Source organism: Streptomyces sp. GMY02, from assembly GCF_019056675.1.
Classification (GTDB): Bacteria; Actinomycetota; Actinomycetes; order Streptomycetales; family Streptomycetaceae; genus Streptomyces; species Streptomyces odonnellii.
This window is the reverse complement of the sequence record NZ_CP077658.1, coordinates 3,417,299-3,440,909: the sequence shown is the minus strand read 5'-3', so window position 1 is coordinate 3,440,909 and position 23,611 is coordinate 3,417,299. Positions and strand designations below refer to the sequence as shown.

General features: G+C 69.3%; 24 protein-coding genes. 18 read left to right on the top strand and 6 right to left on the bottom strand.

The window, feature by feature from the left end:
• Positions 1 to 107: 107 nt before the first annotated feature.
• A complete protein-coding gene (locus KQY30_RS14480; RefSeq protein ID WP_217307170.1) occupies positions 108 to 503 on the bottom strand; it encodes a PLD nuclease N-terminal domain-containing protein in 396 nt (131 codons plus the stop codon).
• 88 nt (positions 504 to 591) lie between these two features.
• Between KQY30_RS14480 and KQY30_RS14475 the strand changes: the two genes are divergently transcribed.
• Together KQY30_RS14475 and mqnP are read left to right on the top strand one after the other, a co-directional pair.
• A complete protein-coding gene (locus tag KQY30_RS14475; protein WP_217307169.1) occupies positions 592 to 2,043 on the top strand; it encodes a menaquinone biosynthesis decarboxylase in 1,452 nt (483 codons plus the stop codon).
• Entirely contained in the window at positions 2,040 to 2,954 is a 915-nt protein-coding gene (gene mqnP, locus KQY30_RS14470) for a menaquinone biosynthesis prenyltransferase MqnP (protein ID WP_217307168.1), read from the top strand. The genes KQY30_RS14475 and mqnP overlap by 4 nt, the downstream gene beginning before the upstream one ends.
• 72 nt (positions 2,955 to 3,026) lie before the next feature.
• Here the strand turns inward: mqnP and KQY30_RS14465 are convergent, their stop codons facing one another.
• Positions 3,027 to 3,629, bottom strand: coding sequence for a rhomboid family intramembrane serine protease (locus tag KQY30_RS14465; RefSeq protein ID WP_217307167.1), 603 nt, complete (start codon positions 3,627 to 3,629; stop codon positions 3,027 to 3,029).
• Positions 3,630 to 3,740: 111 nt separating this feature from the next.
• Between KQY30_RS14465 and KQY30_RS14460 the strand changes: the two genes are divergently transcribed.
• From KQY30_RS14460 to KQY30_RS14435, 6 genes are all read left to right on the top strand, one after another.
• Positions 3,741 to 4,445, top strand: a complete 705-nt coding sequence (locus tag KQY30_RS14460; protein WP_217307166.1) for a UbiX family flavin prenyltransferase — start codon at positions 3,741 to 3,743, stop codon at positions 4,443 to 4,445.
• A 168-nt stretch (positions 4,446 to 4,613) separates the two neighbouring features.
• Positions 4,614 to 5,066 (top strand): Lrp/AsnC family transcriptional regulator, encoded by a 453-nt coding sequence (locus KQY30_RS14455; RefSeq protein ID WP_046499778.1) that lies wholly within the window; start codon positions 4,614 to 4,616, stop codon positions 5,064 to 5,066.
• 143 nt (positions 5,067 to 5,209) lie between these two features.
• Positions 5,210 to 6,373 carry an aminofutalosine synthase MqnE gene (gene mqnE / locus KQY30_RS14450; protein ID WP_217311054.1) on the top strand — a complete coding sequence of 388 codons (1,164 nt, stop codon included), beginning with the start codon at positions 5,210 to 5,212 and terminating at the stop codon, positions 6,371 to 6,373.
• A gap of 12 nt (positions 6,374 to 6,385) precedes the next feature.
• Complete coding sequence (locus tag KQY30_RS14445) at positions 6,386 to 6,922, top strand: GNAT family N-acetyltransferase (RefSeq protein ID WP_217307165.1); 537 nt, start codon at positions 6,386 to 6,388, stop codon at positions 6,920 to 6,922.
• A 68-nt stretch (positions 6,923 to 6,990) separates the two neighbouring features.
• A complete protein-coding gene (locus tag KQY30_RS14440) occupies positions 6,991 to 7,287 on the top strand; it encodes a DUF4229 domain-containing protein (protein ID WP_046499780.1) in 297 nt (98 codons plus the stop codon).
• Positions 7,288 to 7,403: 116 nt separating this feature from the next.
• A complete protein-coding gene (locus tag KQY30_RS14435; RefSeq protein ID WP_254407594.1) occupies positions 7,404 to 9,407 on the top strand; it encodes a long-chain fatty acid--CoA ligase in 2,004 nt (667 codons plus the stop codon).
• Positions 9,408 to 9,634: 227 nt separating this feature from the next.
• On the opposite strand, the gene KQY30_RS14430 is transcribed toward KQY30_RS14435, so the two are convergent.
• A complete protein-coding gene (locus tag KQY30_RS14430; RefSeq protein ID WP_017948713.1) occupies positions 9,635 to 9,838 on the bottom strand; it encodes a cold-shock protein in 204 nt (67 codons plus the stop codon).
• A 370-nt stretch (positions 9,839 to 10,208) separates the two neighbouring features.
• Between KQY30_RS14430 and KQY30_RS14425 the strand changes: the two genes are divergently transcribed.
• The 5 genes from KQY30_RS14425 (at position 10,209) to KQY30_RS14405 (ending at position 15,997) form a co-directional block, all read left to right on the top strand.
• Positions 10,209 to 11,078: a menaquinone biosynthetic enzyme MqnA/MqnD family protein gene (locus tag KQY30_RS14425; RefSeq protein WP_217311052.1), complete on the top strand. Its 870-nt coding sequence runs from the start codon at positions 10,209 to 10,211 to the stop codon at positions 11,076 to 11,078.
• A gap of 89 nt (positions 11,079 to 11,167) precedes the next feature.
• Positions 11,168 to 12,982, top strand: a complete 1,815-nt coding sequence (locus KQY30_RS14420; protein ID WP_217307164.1) for a serine/threonine-protein kinase — start codon at positions 11,168 to 11,170, stop codon at positions 12,980 to 12,982.
• A gap of 109 nt (positions 12,983 to 13,091) precedes the next feature.
• A complete protein-coding gene (mqnC, locus tag KQY30_RS14415) occupies positions 13,092 to 14,306 on the top strand; it encodes a cyclic dehypoxanthinyl futalosine synthase (RefSeq protein ID WP_217307163.1) in 1,215 nt (404 codons plus the stop codon).
• 7 nt (positions 14,307 to 14,313) lie between these two features.
• On the top strand, positions 14,314 to 14,967 hold the full coding sequence (locus KQY30_RS14410; protein WP_217307162.1) for a hypothetical protein: 654 nt from the start codon (positions 14,314 to 14,316) through the stop codon (positions 14,965 to 14,967).
• 337 nt (positions 14,968 to 15,304) lie between these two features.
• Positions 15,305 to 15,997, top strand: a complete 693-nt coding sequence (locus KQY30_RS14405; protein ID WP_217307161.1) for a demethylmenaquinone methyltransferase — start codon at positions 15,305 to 15,307, stop codon at positions 15,995 to 15,997.
• A gap of 167 nt (positions 15,998 to 16,164) precedes the next feature.
• Here the strand turns inward: KQY30_RS14405 and KQY30_RS14400 are convergent, their stop codons facing one another.
• The gene (locus KQY30_RS14400) at positions 16,165 to 16,686 is read right to left on the bottom strand and encodes a GNAT family N-acetyltransferase (protein ID WP_217307160.1); all 522 of its coding nucleotides are present in this window, start codon (positions 16,684 to 16,686) and stop codon (positions 16,165 to 16,167) included.
• Between the two features lie 151 nt (positions 16,687 to 16,837).
• On the opposite strand from KQY30_RS14400, the gene KQY30_RS14395 reads away from it, so the two are divergent.
• Positions 16,838 to 18,124: a geranylgeranyl reductase family protein gene (locus KQY30_RS14395; protein ID WP_217307159.1), complete on the top strand. Its 1,287-nt coding sequence runs from the start codon at positions 16,838 to 16,840 to the stop codon at positions 18,122 to 18,124.
• A gap of 33 nt (positions 18,125 to 18,157) precedes the next feature.
• Here the strand turns inward: KQY30_RS14395 and KQY30_RS14390 are convergent, their stop codons facing one another.
• Both KQY30_RS14390 and KQY30_RS14385 read right to left on the bottom strand, forming a co-directional pair.
• Positions 18,158 to 18,706, bottom strand: coding sequence for a glycoside hydrolase family 25 protein (locus KQY30_RS14390; RefSeq protein ID WP_217307158.1), 549 nt, complete (start codon positions 18,704 to 18,706; stop codon positions 18,158 to 18,160).
• A gap of 285 nt (positions 18,707 to 18,991) precedes the next feature.
• Positions 18,992 to 19,855: a C40 family peptidase gene (locus tag KQY30_RS14385; RefSeq protein WP_217307157.1), complete on the bottom strand. Its 864-nt coding sequence runs from the start codon at positions 19,853 to 19,855 to the stop codon at positions 18,992 to 18,994.
• A gap of 769 nt (positions 19,856 to 20,624) precedes the next feature.
• Here KQY30_RS14385 and KQY30_RS14380 point away from each other — a divergent pair.
• Genes KQY30_RS14380 through KQY30_RS14365 form a run of 4 tightly spaced genes read left to right on the top strand, consistent with a single transcriptional unit; the run spans position 20,625 to position 23,611 of the window.
• On the top strand, positions 20,625 to 20,984 hold the full coding sequence (locus tag KQY30_RS14380; RefSeq protein ID WP_046505070.1) for an NADH-quinone oxidoreductase subunit A: 360 nt from the start codon (positions 20,625 to 20,627) through the stop codon (positions 20,982 to 20,984).
• 19 nt (positions 20,985 to 21,003) lie between these two features.
• Positions 21,004 to 21,558: an NADH-quinone oxidoreductase subunit B family protein gene (locus KQY30_RS14375; protein ID WP_046505025.1), complete on the top strand. Its 555-nt coding sequence runs from the start codon at positions 21,004 to 21,006 to the stop codon at positions 21,556 to 21,558.
• Entirely contained in the window at positions 21,555 to 22,277 is a 723-nt protein-coding gene (locus tag KQY30_RS14370) for an NADH-quinone oxidoreductase subunit C (RefSeq protein WP_217307156.1), read from the top strand. The genes KQY30_RS14375 and KQY30_RS14370 overlap by 4 nt, the downstream gene beginning before the upstream one ends.
• A complete protein-coding gene (locus tag KQY30_RS14365) occupies positions 22,277 to 23,611 on the top strand; it encodes an NADH-quinone oxidoreductase subunit D (RefSeq protein ID WP_046505031.1) in 1,335 nt (444 codons plus the stop codon). The genes KQY30_RS14370 and KQY30_RS14365 overlap by 1 nt, the downstream gene beginning before the upstream one ends.

The window sequence follows — 23,611 nt, the reverse complement described above, 5'->3', positions numbered from 1 at the left end:
GTACGGCAGGTGCTACGGCAGTCGTACGCCTGCCAATACAACAGGTGCCCCGCGCGGACCGGTTCCGCGCGGGGCACCTGCCGTACGCACTCGCGTACGTGAGGAACTCAGTTGTCGCCGCCGCCCTGCTCCCGCTCGCGGCGCTTGATCTCCTCCTCGCGGCGGCGGAGATCCGCCTCCCAGTCCTTGAGCAGGGCCTCGTCCTTCTTGTTCTCTTCCTTCAGGGAGTCCAGGAACGCCGGATTGTCGTCCGGCGCCGTCCACTTCCCGCGCTGGTTCCGGTGCCACTCGGACGGTGTCGAACCGCCCGCGGGACCGCGCCGCACCTTGCCCACCACCAGCCAGGCGACCGGACCGACCAGCACCTCGCCGAACAGCAGGATGATGATGACCCAGACCACCTTGGGAAGGCCCTTGACCTCTTCCTCAGGGGTGTTGAGGCAGTCGATGAAGGCATAGATCCACAGCGCCAGGACCAGCAGGAACGGCAGATACCTGAGCATGGCTGGACGGACTCCCCGGGAGCGGTTGGGGGCCGTGCGACGGCCCCGGTGACCGGCCCAGGGTACCGGGTGGCCGATACTGGGACGCATGGCTTACGACGATCTTCGCTCGCTGCTCAGGGCGCTGGAGCGCGAGGGCGACCTCAAGCGCATCAAGGCGGAAGTCGACCCGTATCTGGAGGTCGGGGAGATTGTCGACCGGGTGAACAAGTCCGGCGGCCCCGCCCTGCTCTTCGAGAATGTCCGGGGCTCCTCGATGCCGCTGGCCATGAACGTGTACGGCACGGACCGCCGGCTCCTCAAGGCGCTCGGCCTCACCTCGTACGGCGAGATCAGCGACAAGATCGGCGGACTGCTCAAACCGGAGCTTCCCCAGGGCTTCATGGGGCTGCGCGAGGCGTTCGGCAAGCTCGGCGCGATGGCGCACGTACCACCGAAGAAGATCAAGGACGCGCCCGTCCAGGAAGTGGTCCTCACCGGCGACGACGTCGATCTGGACCAGCTCCCCGCGCTCTTCACCTGGCCGCACGACGGCGGGTCTTTCTTCAACCTCGGCCTGACGCACACCAAGCACCCGGAGACCGGCGTCCGCAATCTCGGGCTCTACCGGCTCCAGCGCCATGACCGGCGCACCATCGGCATGCACTGGCAGATCCACAAGGACAGCCGCAACCACTACCAGGTGGCCGCCCGCCGCGGTGAACGGCTGCCCGTCGCGATCGCGTTCGGCTGTCCGCCCGCTGTGACGTACGCCTCCACCGCGCCGCTGCCCGGTGACATCGACGAGTATCTGTTCGCGGGCTTCGTACAGGGCCGGCGGATCGAGATGGTCGACTGCAAGACCGTGCCGCTCCAGGTCCCGGCCAACGCCGAAGTCGTTATCGAGGGCTGGCTGGAGCCCGGAAAGACGCTTCCGGAGGGCCCGTTCGGGGACCACACCGGCTTCTACACCCCGCAGGAACCCTTTCCCGCGCTCACCATCGACTGTGTGACCATGCGCAGACGCCCGCTGCTCCAGTCGATCGTGGTCGGCCGGCCGCCGACGGAGGACGGGCCGCTGGGACGGGCGACGGAACGGTTCTTCCTGCCGCTGCTGAAGATCATCGTGCCGGACATCGTGGACTACCACCTCCCCGAGTCGGGCGGTTTCCACAACTGTGCGATCGTCTCGATCGACAAGAAGTATCCCAAGCACGCGCAGAAGGTGATGCACGCGATCTGGGGGGCGCACATGATGTCGCTGACCAAGCTGATCGTGGTCGTCGACGCGGACTGCGATGTGCACGATCTGCACGAGGTGTCCTGGCGCGCGCTGGGCAACACCGACTACGCGCGGGACCTCACGGTCGTCGAGGGCCCGGTCGACCATCTCGACCACTCGTCGTACCAGCAGTTCTGGGGCGGCAAGGCGGGGATCGACGCGACGCGCAAGCTCCCCGAGGAGGGGTACACACGGGACGGCGGCTGGCCGGAGATGGTCGAGTCCGACCCGGAGACGGCGGCGAAGGTCGACCGCCGGTGGAGGGAGTACGGCCTGTGAGCGCAGCGGAAGTCCTCGGGCCCGAACCGGCGCGGGCGGGCGGGAAAACCCGGGCGTTCCTGCGGCTGGTGATGATCGAGCACTCGGTGTTCGCCCTGCCGTTCGCATACATCGCCGCGCTGACCGCGATGTTCGGCCTGGACGGCAATGTCCACTGGGGCCGGCTGCTGCTGGTCACCGTCGCGATGGTCGGGCTGCGCACCTTCGCGATGGCCTGCAACCGGATCATCGACCGCGAGATCGACGCCCGCAATCCGCGCACGGCGGGGCGGGAGTTGGTGACGGGCGCGATGTCCGTACGCTCCGCCTGGACGGGTGCGGGGATCGCCGTGGTGATTTTCCTCGCGGCCGCCGCCGCGCTGAACCCCCTCTGTCTCGCCCTCGCGCCGATCGCCGTGATCCCGATGGTGGTCTATCCGTACGGCAAGAGGTTCACCAACTTCCCGCACGCCATTCTCGGACTCGCGCAGGCCATGGGCCCGGTGGGCGCCTGGATCGCGATCACCGGCACCTGGTCCTGGGACGCGGTGATCCTCGGCCTGGCGGTCGGGGTCTGGATCGGCGGCTTCGATCTGATCTTCGCCTGCCAGGACGTCCAGGCGGACCGCGCTCACGGAGTGATGTCGGTGCCGGCCCGCTTCGGTATCCCCGGGGCGCTGTACGGAGCGCGCGCCTGCCATGCCGTCACCACCGCCCTGCTGGTGTGGTACGGACTGGCCACGGACGCCGGGGTGTTCTTCTGGACCGGTCTGGTGATCGTGGCGGGTGCCTTCCTGTACGAGCACTCGATCGTGAAGCCGCACGACCTGTCCCGGCTCAACAGGGCGTTCTTCACGGTCAATGGCTTCATCGGCATCGCCCTGTTCGTGTGCGCGCTGCTCGACCTGGTGGTGCGCGGCCTCACGGGGTGAGGGCATGACCGGGGGCCGGTGCTCACATGGCACACCGGCACACCGGCGCAACGGCCTGATGTCGCGGCGTCGTTACGGGATGAGCGCCGTCCGGGCGGCCGGGCGGCGGAACATGAACGCCGTGGCGACGCCCGCGAGCAGGCCGATGAGATGGCCCTGCCAGCTCACCGTCGTATTGGCCGGGGATATGCCGAACAGGATCGAGCTGCCCCATATCGCGCCGATCACCAGACCCACGACGATGCCGGCGGGCTTGCGCTCGACGAAGCCGCGGACCAGGAGATAGCCGAACAGCCCGAAGATCAGTCCGGACGCGCCCGCGGTATTGGTGTGCGACGGTGATATCAGCCAGACACCCAGACCGTCGGCCACGATGATCACCGCGCATACGGCCAGGAAGCGGCGGATGCCGCCGAGTGCGGCCAGGAAGCCGAAGACCAGCAGCGGGACCGTGTTCGCCGCGACATGGGCGAAGCCGAAGTGGATGAAGGACGCCGGGACGATGTCGGCCAGCTCGGACGGCTCGCGCGGGACGATGCCGTAGCCGTCGAGGGAATGCGCGGTGAGGACGTCCACCAGTTCGAGCACCCACAGCAGGGCGATCCATCCCGCCATCAGCTTGGCGGCGGCCTTCGCCCGCGCGGTCCCTGCCCACCCGGATCCCGTACCGGCCATGATTCCCCCCCGTTCGCGGTCTCCTCTTCGGTTCACTCGCTCTTCACCGGGGGGAACGGACGGGGCACCTTACCCGGTTCCCGGCAGAGGGTGCCGGATAGGCTCGGATCCGTGAAGTCCGGACCGTACGCAGACCAGCCACCCCCCTCACGGCGGCCCTGGGTCGTCGGTGTCTCCGGTGCGTCCGGTACGCCGTACGCCGCGGCCGTGCTCCGCGCGCTGCTGGCGGCCGGGGAGAGCGTGGACCTGGTGGTGTCGCGCACGGCGCGGCTGACCCTGCTCGACGAGACCGGGATCGCCTTCCGGGACGCGCACTGGCGGGACGATCTCCGCGCCTGGCTGTCCCGTGGCGCGGACGGCAAACCCGACCGCTTCGCCGCGGACGTCGACGACGCGGCCCTCGGCCTCGTACGGCACTGGGCCGCCGGGGACCTGGCGGCCGGGCCCTCCTCCGGCTCGTACCCCGTCCAGGGGATGCTGATCGTGCCGGCGTCCACGGCCTGTGCGGCCGGAGTGGCGCTCGGCCTCTCGAAGGACCTGCTCCAGCGCGCGGCGAGCGTGACCCTCAAGGAGCGCCGGACGCTGGTCGTCGCCGTACGGGAGACACCCCTCAACGGCCAGACGCTGAAGCATCTCGTGGCGCTGGACGAGGCGGGGGCCGTGGTGCTGCCCGCCTCTCCCGCTTTCTACGCCGGGGCGGCGCACATCCAGGACCTGGTGGACTTCGTCGCCGGGCGGGTGCTGGACGCGGCGGGGGTGGAGCACCGGCTGTACCGCCGCTGGAAGGGAGAGCTGGGCGGCTCTCGCGGTGACTGACCGGACCTTCTCGACGGCATGCCCACTTGACGGGATGCCCACGGCCGGCCGGTGGCCTATGGGCGGCTTGCTTGATGGCTCAAAAGATTCGCAGGGCGCCAACCCTGCATGCCTTAGATTCTAGATATAAGCTTGCGAGATTGCTGAATAATGGAAGGCTTCAGGCATATGGACGCCGTGGATAGGCAGCTCATCCAGGCCCTCAGGGAGAACGGCAGGGCCTCGTACGCCGAGCTGGGTCGGCTCGTGGGGCTCTCCGGCCCCAGCGTCACCGACCGCATCAACCGGCTCGAAGCGGCCGGCGTCATCACCGGCTACCGCGCCACGGTCGACTCGGCCTCGCTGGGCCTCGGCGTCACCGCGCTGATCGGGATCTCGCTCTCCGACGCCGCCGACCACGAGGACGTGGCCCGCCGGATGCGGGATCTGGGGGAGATCGAGGACTGCTGGTTCATCGCGGGCGACGACTCGTACATGCTCAAGGTGCGCGCGGGCGACGTGGACGGACTGGAGAAGACCATCCGCCGGCTGAGCGGCACCAAGGGCGTCTCCCGTACCCGCACCACCATCGTTCTCTCCACGAAGTGGGAGAACAGAGTCGGTGAACTCCCGGAGGAGTGAGGGCCGGAGCGGGAGAAGCGGCGCGGCGCCGAGGAGCGGGGCCGGCGAGCGGAGGGCCGCGTCGGGACTGTCCGACCGGGGGCGTAGGCTCGACTGGCCCGATTGGCAGACATATGGGAGGCGGCCTGATGACTGCATCTGCACTGGATGTGGGTCTCAAGCGCGAGCTGGAGCAGAAGGTCGAAGCCGGTGAGCGGCTGACTCGCGAGGACGGCATCGCCCTGTACGAGTCGGACGACCTGGCCTGGCTCGGCGGTCTCGCCCACAAGGTGCGGACGCGGAAGAACGGCGATGTCGTCCACTTCAACGTCAACCGCCACCTCAACATGACGAACGTGTGCACCGCCTCCTGCGCCTACTGCTCGTTCCAGCGCAAGCCGGGCGAGAAGGACGCGTACACGATGCGCATCGAGGAAGCCGTGCGCCTCGCCAAGGCCATGGAGGGGGAGAACCTCACCGAGCTGCACATCGTCAACGGCCTCCACCCGACGCTGCCCTGGCGCTACTACCCGCGCTCGCTCAGCGCGCTCAAGGAAGCCCTGCCGCAGGTCTCCCTCAAGGCCTTCACCGCCACCGAGATCCACCACTTCGAGACGATCTCCGGGCTGTCCGCCTCCGAGATCCTCGACGAACTGATCGACGCCGGCCTGGAGTCGCTCACCGGCGGCGGCGCCGAGATCTTCGACTGGGAGGTCCGGCAGCACATCGTCGACCACAACACCCACTGGGAGGACTGGTCGCGCATCCACCGCCTCGCGCACTCCAAGGGGCTCAAGACCCCGTCGACGATGCTGTACGGGCATATCGAGGAGCCGCGCCACCGCGTCGACCACGTTCTGCGCCTGCGTGAACTCCAGGACGAGACCGGCGGTTTCCAGGTCTTCATCCCGCTGCGCTACCAGCACGACTTCGTCGACATGAAGGACGGCAAGATCCGCAACCGCCTTCAGGCGCGTACGTCGATGGCGACCGGCGCGGAGGCGCTGAAGACCTTCGCGGTCTCCCGGCTGCTCTTCGACAACGTCCCGCACGTCAAGGTCTTCTGGGTGATGCACGGCGTCCAGACTGCCCAACTGGCGCTCCAGCACGGCGCGGACGACATGGACGGCTCGGTCGTCGAGTACAAGATCACGCACGACGCGGACAATTACGGCACGCCCAACAAGCTCGGCCGTGAGGACCTGCTCGAACTCATCCGGGACGCGGGCTTCCGGCCCGTCGAGCGGAACACCCGGTACGAGATCATCCGCGACTACCCGGGGCCGGATCCCGACCGCCGCGAGTCCCCGCAGCCGATGCGGGTCTGAGAGGGCACGCCGATGTCGCTCGTATTCGAACTGGACCCGCCGGTGGACCGCGCCCTGCGCGACGGTGTCCTGGCGCTCTGGACGGACGTGTCGAACGCCGACGGGGCGGTCGGCTTTGTCCCCCCGGTGACGGCCGAGGAGATCCGGCCCGATCTGGTGAGGCATCTCACGGCGATGGCCGAGGGCCGCTGCCGGCTGCTGGTGGGGTATGACGATGAGGGCGCGGGCGCCGTCGCCGCGACGGCGTTCCTCACACTCAACCCCCACCGGCTGATGCGCCACTGGCTCTGGCTCTACACCGTGATGGTCCACCCCCGCCACCAGGGCAAGGGATACGGCCGCGAGCTGCTGGCCGCCGCGGCGGAAGCGGCCGGTGGCATCGACGGCATCGAGGCGATCCGGCTCACCTGCCGGGGCGGCGCGGGACTCGAACGGTTCTATGCCTCGTGCGGCTACAAGGAAGTCGGCCGGGTACCCGACGCGATCAGGGTCGCCCCGGGTGACGACCGCGACGACATCACGATGCTGCTCCCCCTGAACCGGCACTGAACGGGTCGTGCTTGACTGGTGGGTCAGGACTCCCGGCAGGAAGATCCCGGAAAGAGAGAAGGGCCGTTGTGACCGCTCCGAAGGCAAGCGCCACGATCCGCTACACCGTGATGCGCCTCGGCATCTTCGTCGGCTGCTTCGTGGTCGTCGCCGGGCTGGTCCAGGTCGGTCTGCTGCCCAAGGGGCTCGGCGACTCCAACTTCATCTGGGTGCTGCTGCTCGCGCTGGTGATCTCGGCGCCCCTCAGCCTGGTCCTGCTGCGCAAGCAGCGCGACGAGATGTCCGCGCAGCTTGTCACGAAGGTCGACGGCGCCAAGGCCAAACTTGAGGCCAACCGCTCCCAGGAAGACGGCGCGACCCAGTAGGCGCGGCCCCGCACGTGTCCGCTTCGCCCTCGCCGTTCCCCTCCTTGCCCGCCGATGCCCATGCCAATGCCGCTCCCGATCGTCTGCCGTTCCCGCCCCTGTCGCTGATCGAGCCCGTGAAGGTACGGGAGGACGGCGTCGTCAGGGAGGTGTCCGTAGCGCCGCTGGTCCCGCCCGTGACCACCGGCTCGCTCGCCGACATCCCCTTCGACAACGCCCGCGAGGCACCGGACGAAGCGGTCCTGAGCCGCAAGACAAGCGGGCCGAGTACAGCGAAGGCGAGTACGGCGAAGGCAAGTACAGCAACGCCGAGTACGGCAAAGGCGAATGCGGCAAACAAGGCAAAAGGGGCCAAGGGGAAGGTCCGCTGGCAGGACATCACCGCCGCCGCCTTCGCCGACGAGGTACGAGCCGTCGCCAAAGGCCTGATCGCGGCCGGCCTGCGCCCCGGCGACCGCCTCGCGATCATGTCCCGTACCACCTACGAGTGGACCCTGCTCGACTTCGCGGCCTGGGCCGCCGGACTGATCACCGTCCCGATCTACCCGACGTCCTCCGCCTTCCAGGCCCGCTGGATCCTCCAGGACTCCGGCGCGGTCGCCTGCGCCGTGGAGGACGCCCAGCAGGCCTGGCTGATCGGCCAGGAGCGCGGCCAGCTCCCCGGTCTCACCCACCTCTGGGCCTTCGACTCCGGCGCCGTCGACACCCTGCGCCGCGCGGGCGAACACCTCCCGGACGAGGCGGTCAGCGAGCGCCGTGCCGCCCTCACCCCTGACTCTGCCGCCACGCTCATCTACACCTCGGGGACCACCGGACGCCCCAAGGGCTGCGTCCTCACCCACGCCAACTTCTTCGCCGAGGTGGACAACGCCATCGAGCTTCTCCACCCGATTTTCAAGACGGTGAGCAAGGAGCCCGCCTCCACCCTGCTCTTCCTGCCGCTCTCGCATGTCTTCGGGCGGATGGTCGCAGTCGGCTGTCTGCGCGCCCGGGTACGGCTCGGACACGCGCCCTCCATCAGGACCCAGGACCTGCTCGCGGATCTGGCGGGGTTCCGGCCGACCTTCCTGCTGGCCATTCCGTATGTCCTGGAGAAGGTCTTCAACACCGGCCGCGCCACCGCCGAGAAGCTGGGCCGCGCCGCGTCGTTCGACCGTGCCGCGAAGATCGCCCGGCGGTACGGGGAAGCCGTGGAGGCGATGGAGCACGGCACAGGACCCGGGCCCTCGTTCGCGCTGCGCACGGCCCGTGCGCTGTACGACCCGCTGGTCTACCGCCGGATCCGCGCCGCCCTCGGCGGCAAGGTCACCTACGCGATCTGCGGCGGCTCACCGCTGGGCCGCCGGCTCGCCGCGTTCTACGCGGGCGCGGGCATCGAGATCTTCGAGGGATACGGCCTGACGGAGACCACCGCGGCCTCGACCGTCACCCCGCCGCACAAGCCCCGCCTCGGCACGGTCGGCTGGCCGCTGCCGGGTGCGGCGATACGTATCGCCGCGGACGGCGAGGTGCTGCTGCGCGGGGGGCAGGTGTGCGCGGGGTACTGGGACGCGGAGCGCGCGGCGGCCGTACGAGGCGTACGAGGGGACCTGACCGAGCGCGGGGACCGGGAGGACTGGGGAGCCTGGACCGACGACGGCTGGTTCGTCACGGGGGACCTGGGCTCCCTGGACGAGGACGGCTATCTCACCATCACCGGCCGCAAGAAGGACGTGATCATCACCTCGGCCGGCAAGAACGTCATGCCCGCGCCCCTGGAGGACTGGGTGCGGGCCCATCCCCTGGTCAGCCAGTGCATGGTGCTCGGCGACAACCGTCCGTACATCACCGCCCTGATCACCCTCGAAGAGGACGGTCTCGATCACTGGCGGATGATGAAGCGGAAGCCCGGTGTCCCGCTCGCCGCCATGGCCGAGGACCACGAGCTGCGCGCCGCCATCCAGCGCGCGATCGACGAGGCCAACCGGCTGGTCTCGCGCGCCGAGTCCATCCGCCGGTTCCGGGTCCTGCCGGTGGACTTCACCGAGGCCGCAGGCCATCTCACGCCGTCGCTCAAGCTGAGGCGCGGGGCGATCGCGGAGGACTTCGCCGGGGAGATCGAGAAGTTGTACGGGCCGTAGCGCGCCCGTCACCGCGGCGGCGGACTGCCGGACCGCCGCGCGCCGGTGTACTGCCGATGCACTGATCGAAAGGCCCGCCGACACGCCCGGCCGGGAAAACCCGGCCGGGAAGTCCGTACGGTCCGGGCGGGCCGGAAAAAGGCAGGAGCTCCGCTTACCCCACCCGAGTGGGGAAAGCAGAGCTCCTTGGTACTGCGTAAGTCGTTCGCGATCGCCGACCCGGGCAACTAGGCCGGGGTGACGTTCTCCGCCTGCGGGCCCTTCGGACCCTGAGTGACGTCGAAGTTCACGACCTGGTTCTCCTCGAGGGAGCGGAAGCCGGTCGCGTTGATCGCGGAGTAGTGGACGAAGACATCCGGGCCGCCGCCGTCCTGGGCGATGAAGCCGAAGCCCTTTTCAGCGTTGAACCACTTGACGGTTCCGGTAGCCATAAGCCCTCCTTGGGCCAAAGGGTTGCCCTGCTCCAGAACCTGCAAAGAAGTCTGAAAACTACAAAAGCCTGCGGGTCACATGCTCCGCAGGCTCTGTACTGCAAGGGAAACCAAACTGCAACTTGCGGCGAGCCTAGCACGCACTCCGCGCGCAGCGGTAGAGGTAAAGATCACGTCACCCGGACGTTTGTATAGGCGTCTGACGTGCTGACGAAGGCCTGCCCCGAGGACATCGCCCGTACTCCGCGGGTCTAGCCTCGCGGTTGTGGACAGTCCCGTGGAAAACACAGAGGCGGCGACAGCGCCGGTGACAGTGCCCGAGACGGCCGGGTCCGTGACGGAGCCCTTGGCGGCGCCGGTGGGGGAGTCCGTGGCCGAAACAGGGCCCGTGGCGGCGGACTCGCGCAGCCGGCCGAGAGTCGGCCATATCCAGTTCCTGAACTGCCTCCCGCTCTATTGGGGGCTCGCGAGGACAGGAACCCTTCTCGATCTCGAACTGACGAAGGACACCCCGGAGATGCTCAGTGAACAGCTCGTGCGCGGCGAGCTGGATATCGCTCCGGTCACCCTCGTCGAATTCCTCCGGAACGCGGATGACCTTGTCGCATTCCCCGATCTCGCGGTCGGCTGCGACGGCCCTGTCATGTCCTGTGTGATCGTCTCGCAGGTGCCGCTGGAACAGCTCGACGGCGCCCGGGTCGCCCTCGGCTCCACCTCGCGCACCTCCGTGCGCCTCGCACAGCTTCTGCTCGCCGAGCAGTACAAGGTCGCGCCCGAGTACTACACCTGCCCGCCCGATCTCGGACTGATGATGCAGGAGGCCGAGGCGGCCGTGCTGATCGGCGACGCCGCGCTCCGTGCCTCCCTGCACGACGCGCCCCGGCTCGGCCTCCGGGTCCACGATCTGGGGCTGATGTGGAAGGACTGGACGGGGCTGCCGTTCGTCTTCGCGGTCTGGGCGGCCCGCAAGGACTATCTGGCGCGTGAGCCGGTGGTCGTACGGAAGGTCCATGAGGCGTTCCTGGCGTCCCGGGACCTGTCCCTGGAGGAGGTCGCGAAGGTGGCCAAGCAGGCGGCGCGCTGGGAGGCCTTCGACGCGGAACTGCTGGAGCGCTACTTCACGACGCTGGACTTCCGGTTCGGTCCCGACCAGCTCGCGGGGGTACGGGAGTTCGCGCGCAGGACCGGCCCGACGACCGGATTCCCGGCGACGGTGAACGTAGAACTGCTCACCGCCTGAGCCCGCGCCACCCTTCCTCAACCCCCTCGCCACCCCCACCCCCTAGGCTGCTGAGTGCAAGCGCGTGGACATGACGAGGGGGGACGGGCATGCAGCCGCTGGAGGCAGGTGAGCCGCCGGCCATCGGTCCGTACCGGTTGCTCGGACGGCTGGGGTCGGGCGGGATGGGCCGGGTCTATCTGGCGCGCTCGGCGGGCGGCCGTACGGTCGCGGTGAAGGTCGTCCATCCGCACTTCGCGATGGACGAGGAGTTCCGGGCCCGCTTCCGGCGCGAGGTCGAGTCGGCGCGGCGCGTCGCTACGGGCCCCGACGGGCCACGCTGGTCGGCGCCGGTGCTGGACGCCGATCCGGAAGCGGCCGTTCCGTGGGTGGCGACCGCCTATGTGGCGGGCCCCTCGCTGACCCAGGCGGTCGCCGGACACGGGCGGCTGCCGGGCCATTCGGTACGGGCGCTGGGCGCGGGTCTCGCGGAGGCGCTGGTGGCGGTCCACGGGCTGGGGCTCGTCCACCGGGACGTCAAGCCGTCGAACGTCCTGCTGGCGCTGGACGGCCCCCGGCTGATCGACTTCGGTATCGCACGCGCCACCGACGGCACGGCCTCGCTCACCTCCACCGGGGTCTCGGTGGGCTCGCCGGGCTATATGTCGCCGGAGCAGATCCTCGGCAAGGGCGTCACCGGCGCGGCCGATGTGTTCTCGCTGGGCGCGGTCCTCGCGTACGCGGCGACGGGCGCGAGCCCCTTCCCTGGCGACTCCTCGGCCGCGCTGCTCTACAAGGTGGTGCACGAGGAGCCCGAGCTGGGCGCCCTGGAGGGCGATCTGCGGGATCTGGTCGCGCGCTGCCTCGCCAAGGACCCGTCCGCGAGGCCCGCGCCGCGCGAGGTCGCGAGTGCGCTGGCGCCGGAGGGCGCCGCCGGGCTGGTGGCCGCGGGCTGGCTGCCGGGGCCGCTGGTCGAGGAAGTGAGCCGGGCGGCGGTGCGGCTGCTGGACCTGGAGGCGGCGGGGCCGGTGCAGACCGGGCCCGTACCGTTCAGCAACCCGTCCCTGGGCAGCAACGGCGGGGGTACGGGGAACGGCGCAGCGGCGCTCGGTGTCTTCGGCCCGCCCGTCGATCCGGCAGGGCTCCAGGGAACGGACCCCGCGCCGAACGGCTCGCTCCCGGGCCAACGGTCGAACGACGGGCGGCTGTCCGTCTCCTTCACGACCGACACCGGTACGGCTACGGGTACGGGCCCGGGCGGCACGGCGACCGGTACGGGTACCGGCGCGGGCGGCACCGGCCGCCGCGGGCGCAGGGTGAGCTGCACCGTGGCGCTGACCGTGGCGGGCGCGCTGGCCGCCGTGACGATCGGCAGCGCGTTCCTCTTTGACCTTTTCCCGGGCAGCGGGAACACCCCTTCCGACGACTCGGCGGCGACCGGGCCGTCCGTCGGCGCCTCCTCGGGAGCGCCCGCCGACTCGTATCCGGCCTCGCCGGACACGCCCGCGCCCTCCGGCTCCACCGCGGACTCGGACCAGGACACGGGCCCGCAGGTCACCGAGGTGCCCGCGGCCTTCGTCGGCACCTGGAAAGGGCCGACCAAGGAGAGCAGCGGGGTGACGCACGGCGACGCCACCGCGGTGATCAGCGAGGGCGCGAAGGGCGAGGACGTGGTGCGGATGACGTACACCTTCTCGATCCTCGGCGTCGACACCGAGTGCCGCAGCATCGGCACCTTCGTCTCGGGCACGGCCCGCCAGCTCCGAGTCACCGAGCGCACCGACGAGAGCGGTTCCAGTACCGAGGGCCTGTGCACCGGCGCCGAAGCCGGGCTGACCTTCACGCTCAAGGAGGACGGCACGGTGCTGTACGAGTCCGACGAGGCGGCGGCGGGCACCCCCACGGGCACGCTCACCAAGCGCTGAGCGGCGCCCGCGCCGTACGGCCGGCCGCGAGGCGTGTCGTACCCCTGACGTAGGGTGGATCGGCGTCATAGCTCCTTGGCGTCACAGCCCCTCTGGGAAGGACCCGCCGGTGACCGAGAAGGCCGACCCCACGTCCGTACATGTCACTGGCGTCCTCGACCGCGCCGCGGTCGGCGGCCGTATCACCCCCGAGGAGGCGCTCGACCTGTACCGCTCGGCGCCGCTGCACGCGCTGGGCGCCGCGGCCGACGCCGTACGCCGCCGCAGATACGCCGGCACGGAGCACATCGCGACGTACATCATCGAGCGGAACATCAACTACACGAATGTCTGTGTGACGGCCTGCAAGTTCTGCGCCTTCTACGCCGCGCCGAAGGACACCGGCAAGGGCTGGAGCCGCGGCCTCGACGACATCCTGCGCCGCTGCGCGGAGACCGTGGAGCTGGGCGGCACACAGATCATGTTCCAGGGCGGACACCACCCGGAGTACGGCGTCGAGTACTACGAAGAGCACTTCAGCGCCATCAAGCAGGCCTTCCCGCAGCTCGTCATCCACTCCCTCGGCGCCTCCGAGGTCGAGCACATGGCCCGGATCTCCGGGGTCTCCGCCGAGGAGGCGATCCGGCGCATCCACGCCGCCGGTCTGGACTCCTTCGCGGGCGCGGGCGCCGAGCTGCTGCCCGCCCGGCCGCGTACGGCGATCGCACCGCTCAAGGAGTCCGGCGAGCGGTGGCTGGAGATCATGGAGACGGCGCACCGGCTGGGTGTCGAGTCGACCTCCACGATGCTCATGGGGACGGGCGAGACGAACGCCGAGCGGATCGAGCACCTGCGGATGATCCGCGACGTGCAGGACCGGACGGGCGGCTTCCGCGCCTTCATCCCGTACACCTACCAGCCCGAGAACAACCATCTGAAGGGCCGGACGCAGGCGACGCTCTTCGAGTATCTGCGGATGATCGCGATCGCGCGGCTCTTCCTCGACAACGTCGCGCACATCCAGGGCTCCTGGCTGACCACGGGCAAGGAGGTCGGCCAGCTCTCGCTGCACTACGGCGCGGACGACCTGGGCTCGATCATGCTGGAGGAGAACGTGGTGTCGTCGGCCGGCGCCAGGCACCGTTCCAACCGGCTGGAGATCATCGACCTGATCCGCAAGGCGGGCCGAGTGCCGGCGCAGCGCGCCACGACGTACGAACACCTCGTCGTGCACGACGACCCGGCGAACGATCCGGTCGACGACCGTGTCGCCTCGCACATCTCGTCGACGGCGATCGAGGGCGGCACGGCACACCCCGAGCTGAAGCTGCTCAGCGCCAACTGAGCCGACTGTGCTGGTCATTCACCGCGTCGGCCTGCTGCTGCCCGGCGCGGACCGCGAGCCCGTGCCCGGCGGGGCGGTGCTGGTCGAGGGGCGTACGGTCGCAGCCGTCGGCCCGTACGAGAAGCTCGCCGCCGCGAGCCCGGGCGCGCGGGTCCGGGACTGGCCGGGCGTGCTCACACCGGGGCTGCGCAATCCGTACGGCCCTGAGCTGCTGGAGCAGGCGTACCACCCTGATCCGCGCGAGGCCGGCGCACTGGGCACCGAGCCGCTGACGGGCGAGGCGCTCGCGGCGCTGGAGATGCCGGAGGCTCGCTGGGGCGCGAGCGCGCGCCGCGGGGTCCAGCGGCTGCTGGCGCACGGCACGGTCGCGGTGGCGGGGGAGCTGAGGCGCGAGGCGGTCCGGGACGCGGTGACGCGCACGGGGTTGCGCATCGAGCCCCGGTACGAGCAGCCCCCGGGCCCGCCGACGCTGGACCCCTTCGCGGGGAACCGCCCGGCGGGGGAGGTCTTCATGCGGCCCCTGACGGAGGGCACCCCGGCGGACTTCGCGATCTTCGCGATGCCGCCGGAGGACGCCCCGTACCCCACCCTGCCCACCCACGCCGCGACCACCTGCATAGCGACGGTCATATCAGGCCGCCTACTCCACCGCCGCCGCTAGGGGGCGTCTCGCCGATCTTGCCGGGCTCGGGGGTCTGGCGCGCGTGATCGCAAGCGTCGCGCGCCAGACGGGATCCGCCGGACACGGCCCAGGCAGTGTCGGCGAATCTTCGCGGGCCCGCGCGCCCGCCCCCGCCCGCCCTGCCCGGCGGGCTTCTTTTCAGCCCGTCCGGCGATTGAGGACAGAGCACAGCAGCCAGTCCGGCGACTGAAGACACAACACAGCAGCCCGCCCGGCGCTTTCTTTTTCAGCCCGTCCGGCGATTGAGGACAAAACGGGGGTCCGGGGGCTTGCCCCCGGCTTCGGGAAGGGGCGGGGTGGGGGACACAATGGCCCAGTGACCCGCGCATCCCTGGACAAGCAGCCGCACGAAGTCGCCTCCATGTTCGACGACGTGGCGGCCAACTACGACCTCACCAACGACGTGCTCTCGCTCGGCCAGGACAGAGTCTGGCGCAAGGCCGTCGCCAGGGCCGTCCACGCCCGCCCCGCCGAAAAGGTCCTCGACCTCGCCGCCGGCACCGCCACCTCCTCCCAGCCCTTCGCCGCCACCGGCGCCTATGTCGTCCCCTGCGACTTCTCCCAGGGCATGCTGCGCGAGGGCAAGCGGCGCCACCCCTGGATGCCGTTCACGGCGGGCGACGCGACCCGGCTGCCGTTCGCGGACGAGGTTTTTGACGCGGTGACGATCTCCTTCGGCCTGCGCAACGTCCAGGACACGGACCGCGCGCTGCGCGAGCTGTACCGCGTCACCAAGCCCGGCGGACGCATCGTGATCTGCGAGTTCTCGCATCCGACTTGGGCGCCGTTCAGGACCGTGTACACCGAGTACCTGATGCGCGCGCTCCCGCCGGCCGCGCGCGCCGTCTCCTCCAACCCCGACGCGTACGTCTATCTCGCCGAGTCCATCCGGGCCTGGCCGGACCAGCCCGCGCTGGCCGCCCGGCTCCAGGCGGCGGGCTGGTCCAAGGTGGCGTGGCGGAATCTGACGGGCGGGATCGTGGCCCTGCACAGGGGCGTACGCAACTGATCCGCACCCGGCGCCAATTCGGTCAGCACTGAACCGCACCGAACCGAACCGCACTGAACCGAACTGATCCGCCCCCGGCACCGCGCACAGCGGCACCGCGCACAGCGGCACCGCGCCCCCGGCCCCGCGGCGCGGCCCCGCGCACCACACCCCCGGAGCCGGGCGGCCTACAGCTCCAACCGGAAGCAGTACGCCCGCTCTTCGACCCCCCGCGCCGTGAACGGGTACGTCTCCACCAGCTCCATCCCCAGCCGCCGCGTCACCGCCACCGACCGTTCGTTGCGCGCGTTCACCATCGCCACGACCCGGCCGACGCCCGCCGCCCGTACCCGTTCCAGCGTGGCCCGCGCGGCGGCTGTCGCGTAACCGCGGCCCCAGTGCGCCCGCCCCAGCCGCCAGCCGATCTCGATCTCGCCGACCGGCCCGAACGACTCGTGCGGCCAGGGCTGCGCGCCGGTGAAGCCGGTCACCTCGCCGTTTTCGTCCAGCATCGTCCAGAAGCAGAAGCCGAGTTGGGCGTCGTGCTTGCGCTGCCGGGCGGTCAGCTCCTCGTACACCGAAAGCTCCGCCGCCACCCCGCCGTGGAACTCCATCACCTCGGGATCGTCGAAGACCCGGTGCCAGCTCAGGGCGTCCTCGTCGGTGGGGACCCGGAGCCGCACCACGGGGACGGGAAGCGGTGTGGTCATGTCGTTCACAGGGACAGCCCTTCGCTGGAGGCATCGCCGGACGCATCGACGCATCACCGGAGGCATCGGCGGGGGTGTCGGTGCGCCCCCATAGACTGCACATGTCCCGTGCCGTCCGGTACGCAATTTCGAGTCTTCGGGAGAACCCGCCGTGACCGAGCCCCTCTCCGAGAACACTGCGGACGTGATCGTCGTCGGCGCCGGTCCCGCCGGTTCCACGACCGCGTACTACCTCGCCAAGGCAGGCCTGGACGTCCTGCTGCTGGAGAAGACGGCGTTCCCGCGTGAGAAGGTCTGCGGCGACGGGCTCACCCCGCGTGCCACCAAGCAGCTCGTGTCGATGGGCATCGACATCTCGGAAGAGGCGGGCTGGCTGCGCAACAAGGGGCTGCGGATCATCGGCGGCGGCGTGCGGCTCCAGCTCGACTGGCCGGATCTGGCCTCGTACCCGGACTACGGACTGGTCCGCAAGCGGGACGACTTCGACGAGCAGTTGGCCCGGCAGGCGCAGAAGGCGGGCGCGCGGCTGTACGAGCGGTGCAATGTCGGCGCCCCGATCACCGACGAGCGCACGGGCCGTATCACCGGTGTGCACGCCAAGCTGGGCGAGGAGAAGACCCCGGTCACCTTCCACGCGCCGCTCGTCGTCGCGGCCGACGGCAACTCGACGCGGCTGTCGCTCGCGATGGGCCTGCACCGGCGCGAGGACCGGCCGATGGGCGTGGCGGTCCGTACGTACTTCACCTCGCCCCGGCACGACGACGACTATCTGGAGTCGTGGCTCGAACTCTGGGACCGGCGTGGCCCGGGCCAGGACCGGCTGCTGCCGGGGTACGGCTGGATCTTCGGGATGGGCGACGGTACGTCCAATGTCGGCCTGGGCGTCCTGAACACCTCGGCCTCGTTCAAGGAGCTGGACTGGCGCGAGGTGCTGAAGGCGTGGTGCGCCTCGATGCCGGAGGACTGGGGCTACACCCCGGAGAACATGACGATGCCGATCCGCGGCGCCGCGCTGCCGATGGCGTTCAACCGCCAGCCGCACTACACGCGCGGGCTGTTGCTGGTGGGGGACGCGGGCGGGCTGGTCAACCCGTTCAACGGTGAGGGCATCGCGTACGCCATGGAGTCGGGCCAGATCGCCGCGGACGTCATCGTCCAGGCACATGCCCGCGCCACGCCCGCCCAGCGCGAGATGGCCCTGCACCACTACCCGAAGGTCCTCAAGGACACCTACGGCGGCTACTACACGCTGGGCCGGGCGTTCGTGAAGCTGATCGGCAACCCCAAGATCATGAAGCTGGCGACCCAGCGCGGGCTGACGCATCCGCTGCTGATGAAGTTCACGCTGAAGATGCTGGCGAATCTGACGGACCCGACGGGCGGCGACGCGATGGACCGGATCATCAACGGCCTGTCGAAGGTGGCCCCGAAGGCCTGAGCCGGGGCGGGAACCATCCGCCGCCGACAGGAGCTACCCCTCGGCCCACTTCCGCAGCGCGGCCCGGTCCGCGAACGCGCCGACGTTCGTGTCGACCGGGCTGTCGGTGTACTGGTGGAACTTCCACTTGGCTTTGATCCGGGGCTCGCCGGGCGTCACATAGTCCGCGATCCACAGGGCGTCGCCGGCATTGCTGGTGGTGTCCCGGTGCAGCCAGAAATACTGCCCGCAGTAGAGCCCCACCCGATGGGTCTCCCCGCGCAGCCGCTTCACCTCCGCGAGGAACGCGTCCTTCTCGGCACAGGACACCCCGGTGTCCTCCCAGTCCGCGAAGAGCGGATCCCTCTCGACGCTGGCGCACTCCTCCACGAAATACCGCGCCTGCGCCTTCATGTCCCCGGGCCGCAGGAAATGGTAAAACCCCACCACCAGCCCCGCTTTCCGCCCATGGGCGGCCTGCTGGACCATCCGCGGATTGATGTACGAGACCCCCTCGGTGGCTTTCACAAACACAAACGAGAGGCCGCTCGTACTGAAGGTCGAACTTTGATGCGACGAAACGTCGATCCCATGGACGGTCATGTGCGCTGGCTCCTGTAGTGGGGGGTCGGGCAACGCTGCTAAGCGCTCATGCCTGTCCTACCCAGGAGCGATTGGCACCCATCACGACGGGGTCGGCGGTGATATGTGCGAATGCTGAATCGGTGAACGACCCCGGCATGAACTCCGGTCGGCCATGGAGCCGAGCCGACGGCGAAGGCCCGCGACCCCCCGAGCGGGATGCGGGCCTTCGCCGTACGGTCGTGGCGCCCGTACACGTACTCGCACTCGTGCTTGTACGGGTACCGGCGTGCCGGCCGGTGTGTCTCAGAGCACGCGCACCGCGCCGGTCGGCTCGTCCCAGTCCAGGGCGTGCTGGACCACACCGGAGCTGGGGTTCTGCGCGCCGATGAACTCGCCGCCGCCCACATAGATCGCGGTGTGGTACGCGCTGCCCGCGCTGCCCCAGTAGAGGATGTCGCCGGGCTGGAGGTTGCTCAGCGAGACCTGGGTGCCGGCCGTCGACTGGTCCTGCGAGACGCGCGGCAGGTCGATACCGATCTGCTTGTACGCGGCCTGCACCAGGCCGGAGCAGTCCCAGGTGTTGGGGCCCGTGGCGCCCATCACATACGCGTCGCCGAGCTGCGCCTGGACGAAGTCGATGACCGAAGCCGCGGAGCCCGTCGCCTTCGTGGCGCTCTTCGTGGCCGTACTGGCCGTGCCGGAGCCCGAGTCGCTGCTCGACGAGGACGCGGCGAGCTTGGTGCGCTCGGCGGTGCGGGACGCGCGTGCGGCGGCGTCGGCCCGGGCCTTGGCGGCGGCCTCCGCGCGGGCGGCGGCCTCGGCGGCCTTCTTCTTGGCCGCTGCCTCCGCCTTGCGCTGCGCCTCGGCCTTGGCCGTCTTGGCGGTCTGCGCGGCCTTGGTGGCCGCGGCGTTCTCCTGGGCGGTCAGCTCAAGGTTGAACGCGACCCTCTGGGTGGCGTCGGCGGACTGTGCGACGGCGCTTGCGAGCCCGGATGTGAGCGTGGGCATTTCGATGGTCTCGGTCACCGGCTCGGCGTGCGCCGGCCCGGCGGCACCGGCCACCGCGATCGTGCTGAGGACGCCACCGGCGACTCCGGCACGGAGCGAGCTCTTGGAGGCTCCGCGGCGGGGTTTCCGGTGGCTGGGTATGTGAGCGGTGTGGGACATGAGTACACCGCTATCAGGAGTGACCTGGTTCCCGTCAAGCATCGTGTATTGCGCCACAGTTACGTTCGGAATCTGTGAATCCGCTTTCTTGGAACACTTATTGACGCCGTAAGGGGCAAAACGGACGCGAGCGATCATGGCGTTGATCGCGGTCTTTCGAGAAAAGGTCCGAATTGCCCGCCGCTTACCACCCCTTTACGTTCATGGCCAAGCCCGCTTCTGTTGGGGGTGATGTGAAGTGGTGCAGGTCACAGGATGGTCACCGCCCACGGTCGGAACGATCACGGAGTCCGGCGGCCCGCCGTACGCGGGCGAGCCAGGGCGCCCGCGGGGCCGTCCCGCTTGCTCGTGAACGCGCGCACGTGTCCACTTCGCTTTCCGGGGCTCCCTCGCCCGAGGGGATCCCGGGCCCATACCACTCCGTGGCATCTCATTGCCAATTTGCCTGTACGGTGCATCTCTTGGTAGTGGCGCACGCCTCCGACCAGCGCGAACGGGCTCGGATGTCACATCTCGTGAGGGCCCGGCCGCTTCGCGTACGAAGATCACCGCTCATCCGACTTCATGATCGTTCGTCAGGTGGTGGAGATCACAAAGGTGTTGCTGTACCCCGTGTCGCAGATCACAGACCACCGGGCATAGGATGCGGGGCAGTCGGGCTTGTGAACTGCCTCACATGTACGCGATCTTCAATGATCGGGGGTGGGGCGGCGAGGTGAACGCCCGGTGCGGTCCAACGGTCAAGGACGACTGGAAGGAGCTGAGGAGCGTGAATTCCTACGCGCCGATCCTCGCGCTCGGCGCCCTCGGGGCTGGGTTTGCCATCTTCTCCGTGGTCATGGCCACGCTTATCGGCCCAAAGCGGTACAACCGGGCGAAACTTGAGGCGTACGAGTGCGGTATCGAGCCCACGCCCACACCGGCGGGCGGCGGCCGTTTCCCCATCAAGTACTACCTGACGGCGATGCTCTTCATCGTCTTCGACATCGAGATCGTCTTCCTTTACCCCTGGGCCGTCACCTTCGACGCGCTCGGGATTTTCGGGCTCGTGGAGATGCTGCTCTTCGTGCTCACCGTCTTCGTCGCCTACGCCTATGTATGGCGGCGCGGCGGCCTAGAATGGGACTAAAGGGGCCAAGGGGGCACCAATGGGACTCGAAGAGAAGCTGCCGAGCGGTTTTCTGCTCACCACTGTCGAGCAGGCGTCGGGCTGGGTGCGGAAGTCGTCCGTCTTCCCCGCCACCTTCGGCCTCGCCTGCTGTGCCATCGAGATGATGACGACCGGCGCCGGACGGTACGACCTGGCGCGGTTCGGCATGGAGGTCTTCCGCGGCTCCCCGCGGCAGGCCGACCTCATGATCGTGGCCGGACGGGTGAGTCAGAAGATGGCGCCGGTCCTGAGGCAGGTCTATGACCAGATGCCCAACCCCAAGTGGGTGATTTCCATGGGGGTTTGTGCGTCTTCGGGCGGGATGTTCAATAATTACGCGATTGTCCAGGGTGTTGATCACATCGTCCCTGTTGACATCTATTTGCCCGGCTGCCCGCCGCGCCCCGAGATGCTGATGGACGCCATCCTCAAGCTCCACCAGAAGATCCAGAGTTCCAAGCTCGGGGTCAACGCCGAGGAAGCGGCCCGTGAGGCGGAGGAAGCGGCGCTCAAGGCGCTCCCGACGATCGAGATGAAGGGGCTGCTGCGGTGAGCGACGAGCAGCGATCCGGAAATAACGTTCCGTCCCCCCGCGACGACACCGGTGAGGTCATCGGCGTACGGAAGGGCATGTTCGGCGCCAACAACGGCGGCGACACCACCGGCTACGGCGGTCTCGTACGGACCGTGACCCTGCCGGGCGCCTCGGCCCGTCCGTACGGCGGCCCCGGCGGTGTCTTCGACGAGATCGCCGACGAGCTCGAAGGCGCTCTGGAGGAGCAGGGGCTCGTCCCCGGGAACGCCATCGTGAAGACCGTCGTCGACCGCGGCGAGCTGACCTTCCACATCGCCCGGGAACACCTCGTACAAGTGGCGCGCACGCTCCGTGACGACCCCGCGCTCCGCTTCGAGCTGTGCACCGGGGTCTCGGGCGTCCACTTCCCCGGTGACCAGGGCCGTGAGCTGCACGCCGTCTACCATCTGCGCTCGCTCACCCATGGCCGGCTGATCCGGCTCGAAGTCACCGCGCCGGACGCCGACCCGCATGTCCCGTCCCTGGTCGCGGTCTACCCGACCAACGACTGGCACGAGCGCGAGACGTACGACTTCTTCGGCCTGATCTTCGACGGCCATCCCGCGCTGACCCGGATCATGATGCCGGACGACTGGCAGGGCTTCCCGCAGCGCAAGGACTACCCCCTCGGCGGTATCGCCGTCGAGTACAAGGGCGCCCAGATCCCGGCTCCGGACCAGCGGAGGTCGTACTCCTGATGTCTGCACCCCACGAAACCCCGCACGCCACCCCCAGGGCGACCACCGAGGGCACGGTCTACACCGTCACCGGCGGCGACTGGGACGAGGTCGTCCAGTCCGCGGCCAAGGCGGACGACGAGCGGATCGTCGTCAACATGGGTCCCCAGCACCCCTCCACCCACGGGGTGCTCCGGCTGATCCTGGAGATCGAGGGCGAGACCGTCACCGAGGCCCGCTGCGGCATCGGCTATCTGCACACCGGGATCGAGAAGAACCTCGAATTCCGCAACTGGACGCAGGGCACCACCTTCGTCACGCGCATGGACTACCTGACCTCGTTCTTCAACGAGACGGCGTACTGCCTGGGCGTGGAGAAGCTGCTCGGCATCGAGGACGACATCCCGGACCGCGCCACGCTGCTGCGGGTCCTGTTGATGGAGCTGAACCGGCTCTCCTCGCATCTGGTCTGCATCGCCACCGGCGGTATGGAGCTGGGCGCGACCACGATCATGATCTACGGCTTCCGCGATCGTGAACTGATTCTCGATGCCTACGAGCTGATCACCGGCCTGCGGATGAACCACGCGTTCATCCGGCCCGGCGGACTCGCCCAGGACCTGCCCCCGGGCGCCGTCGACCATCTCCGCGAGCTGGTGAAGACACTCCGGAAGAACCTGCCGGAGTACGACAAGCTGGCCACCGGCAACCCGATCTTCAAGGCCCGTATGCAGGACGTCGGCTATCTCGACCTGGCCGGCTGCATGGCGCTGGGCGCCACCGGCCCGATCCTGCGCTCCGCCGGGCTCCCGCACGATCTGCGCAGGTCCGACCCGTACTGCGGTTACGAGACCTTCGAGTTCGACGTCCCGACCGCCGACTCCTGCGACTCGTACGGCCGTTTCCTCATCCGTCTCGAGGAGATGCGCCAGTCGCTCCGCATCGTCGAACAGTGCCTGGACCGGCTGGAGCCGGGCCCGGTGATGGTCGCCGACAAGAAGATCGCCTGGCCCGCGCAGCTCGCCCTCGGCCCCGACGGTCTGGGCAACTCGCTCGACCACATCAAGAACATCATGGGCACGTCCATGGAGGCTCTGATCCATCACTTCAAGCTGGTGACGGAGGGCTTCCGGGTCCCGCCGGGACAGGCGTACGCGGCGGTCGAGTCGCCCAAGGGCGAGCTGGCCGCGCATGTCGTCTCCGACGGGGGCACGCGCCCCTACCGGGTCCACTTCCGCGACCCGTCCTTCACCAACCTTCAGGCCATGGCGGCCATGTGCGAGGGCGGCCAGGTCGCCGATGTCATCGTCGCCGTCGCGTCCATCGACCCCGTGATGGGAGGCGTCGACCGGTGA

Excerpts from the sequence above, each read along its gene's own strand:
- KQY30_RS14430 (WP_017948713.1), bottom strand. The coding sequence starts at position 9,838 with ATGGCTACCGGAACCGTCAAGTGGTTCAACGCTGAAAAGGGCTTCGGC.
- KQY30_RS14390 (WP_217307158.1), bottom strand. The coding sequence starts at position 18,706 with ATGACCGTCCATGGGATCGACGTTTCGTCGCATCAAAGTTCGACCTTC.
- KQY30_RS14400 (WP_217307160.1), bottom strand. The coding sequence starts at position 16,686 with ATGACCACACCGCTTCCCGTCCCCGTGGTGCGGCTCCGGGTCCCCACC.
- KQY30_RS14375 (WP_046505025.1), top strand. The coding sequence starts at position 21,004 with ATGGGACTCGAAGAGAAGCTGCCGAGCGGTTTTCTGCTCACCACTGTC.
- KQY30_RS14420 (WP_217307164.1), top strand. The coding sequence starts at position 11,168 with ATGCAGCCGCTGGAGGCAGGTGAGCCGCCGGCCATCGGTCCGTACCGG.
- KQY30_RS14480 (WP_217307170.1), bottom strand. The coding sequence starts at position 503 with ATGCTCAGGTATCTGCCGTTCCTGCTGGTCCTGGCGCTGTGGATCTAT.
- KQY30_RS14465 (WP_217307167.1), bottom strand. The coding sequence starts at position 3,629 with ATGGCCGGTACGGGATCCGGGTGGGCAGGGACCGCGCGGGCGAAGGCC.
- KQY30_RS14475 (WP_217307169.1), top strand. The coding sequence starts at position 592 with ATGGCTTACGACGATCTTCGCTCGCTGCTCAGGGCGCTGGAGCGCGAG.
- KQY30_RS14365 (WP_046505031.1), top strand. The coding sequence starts at position 22,277 with ATGTCTGCACCCCACGAAACCCCGCACGCCACCCCCAGGGCGACCACC.
- KQY30_RS14445 (WP_217307165.1), top strand. The coding sequence starts at position 6,386 with ATGTCGCTCGTATTCGAACTGGACCCGCCGGTGGACCGCGCCCTGCGC.
- KQY30_RS14385 (WP_217307157.1), bottom strand. The coding sequence starts at position 19,855 with ATGTCCCACACCGCTCACATACCCAGCCACCGGAAACCCCGCCGCGGA.
- KQY30_RS14455 (WP_046499778.1), top strand. The coding sequence starts at position 4,614 with ATGGACGCCGTGGATAGGCAGCTCATCCAGGCCCTCAGGGAGAACGGC.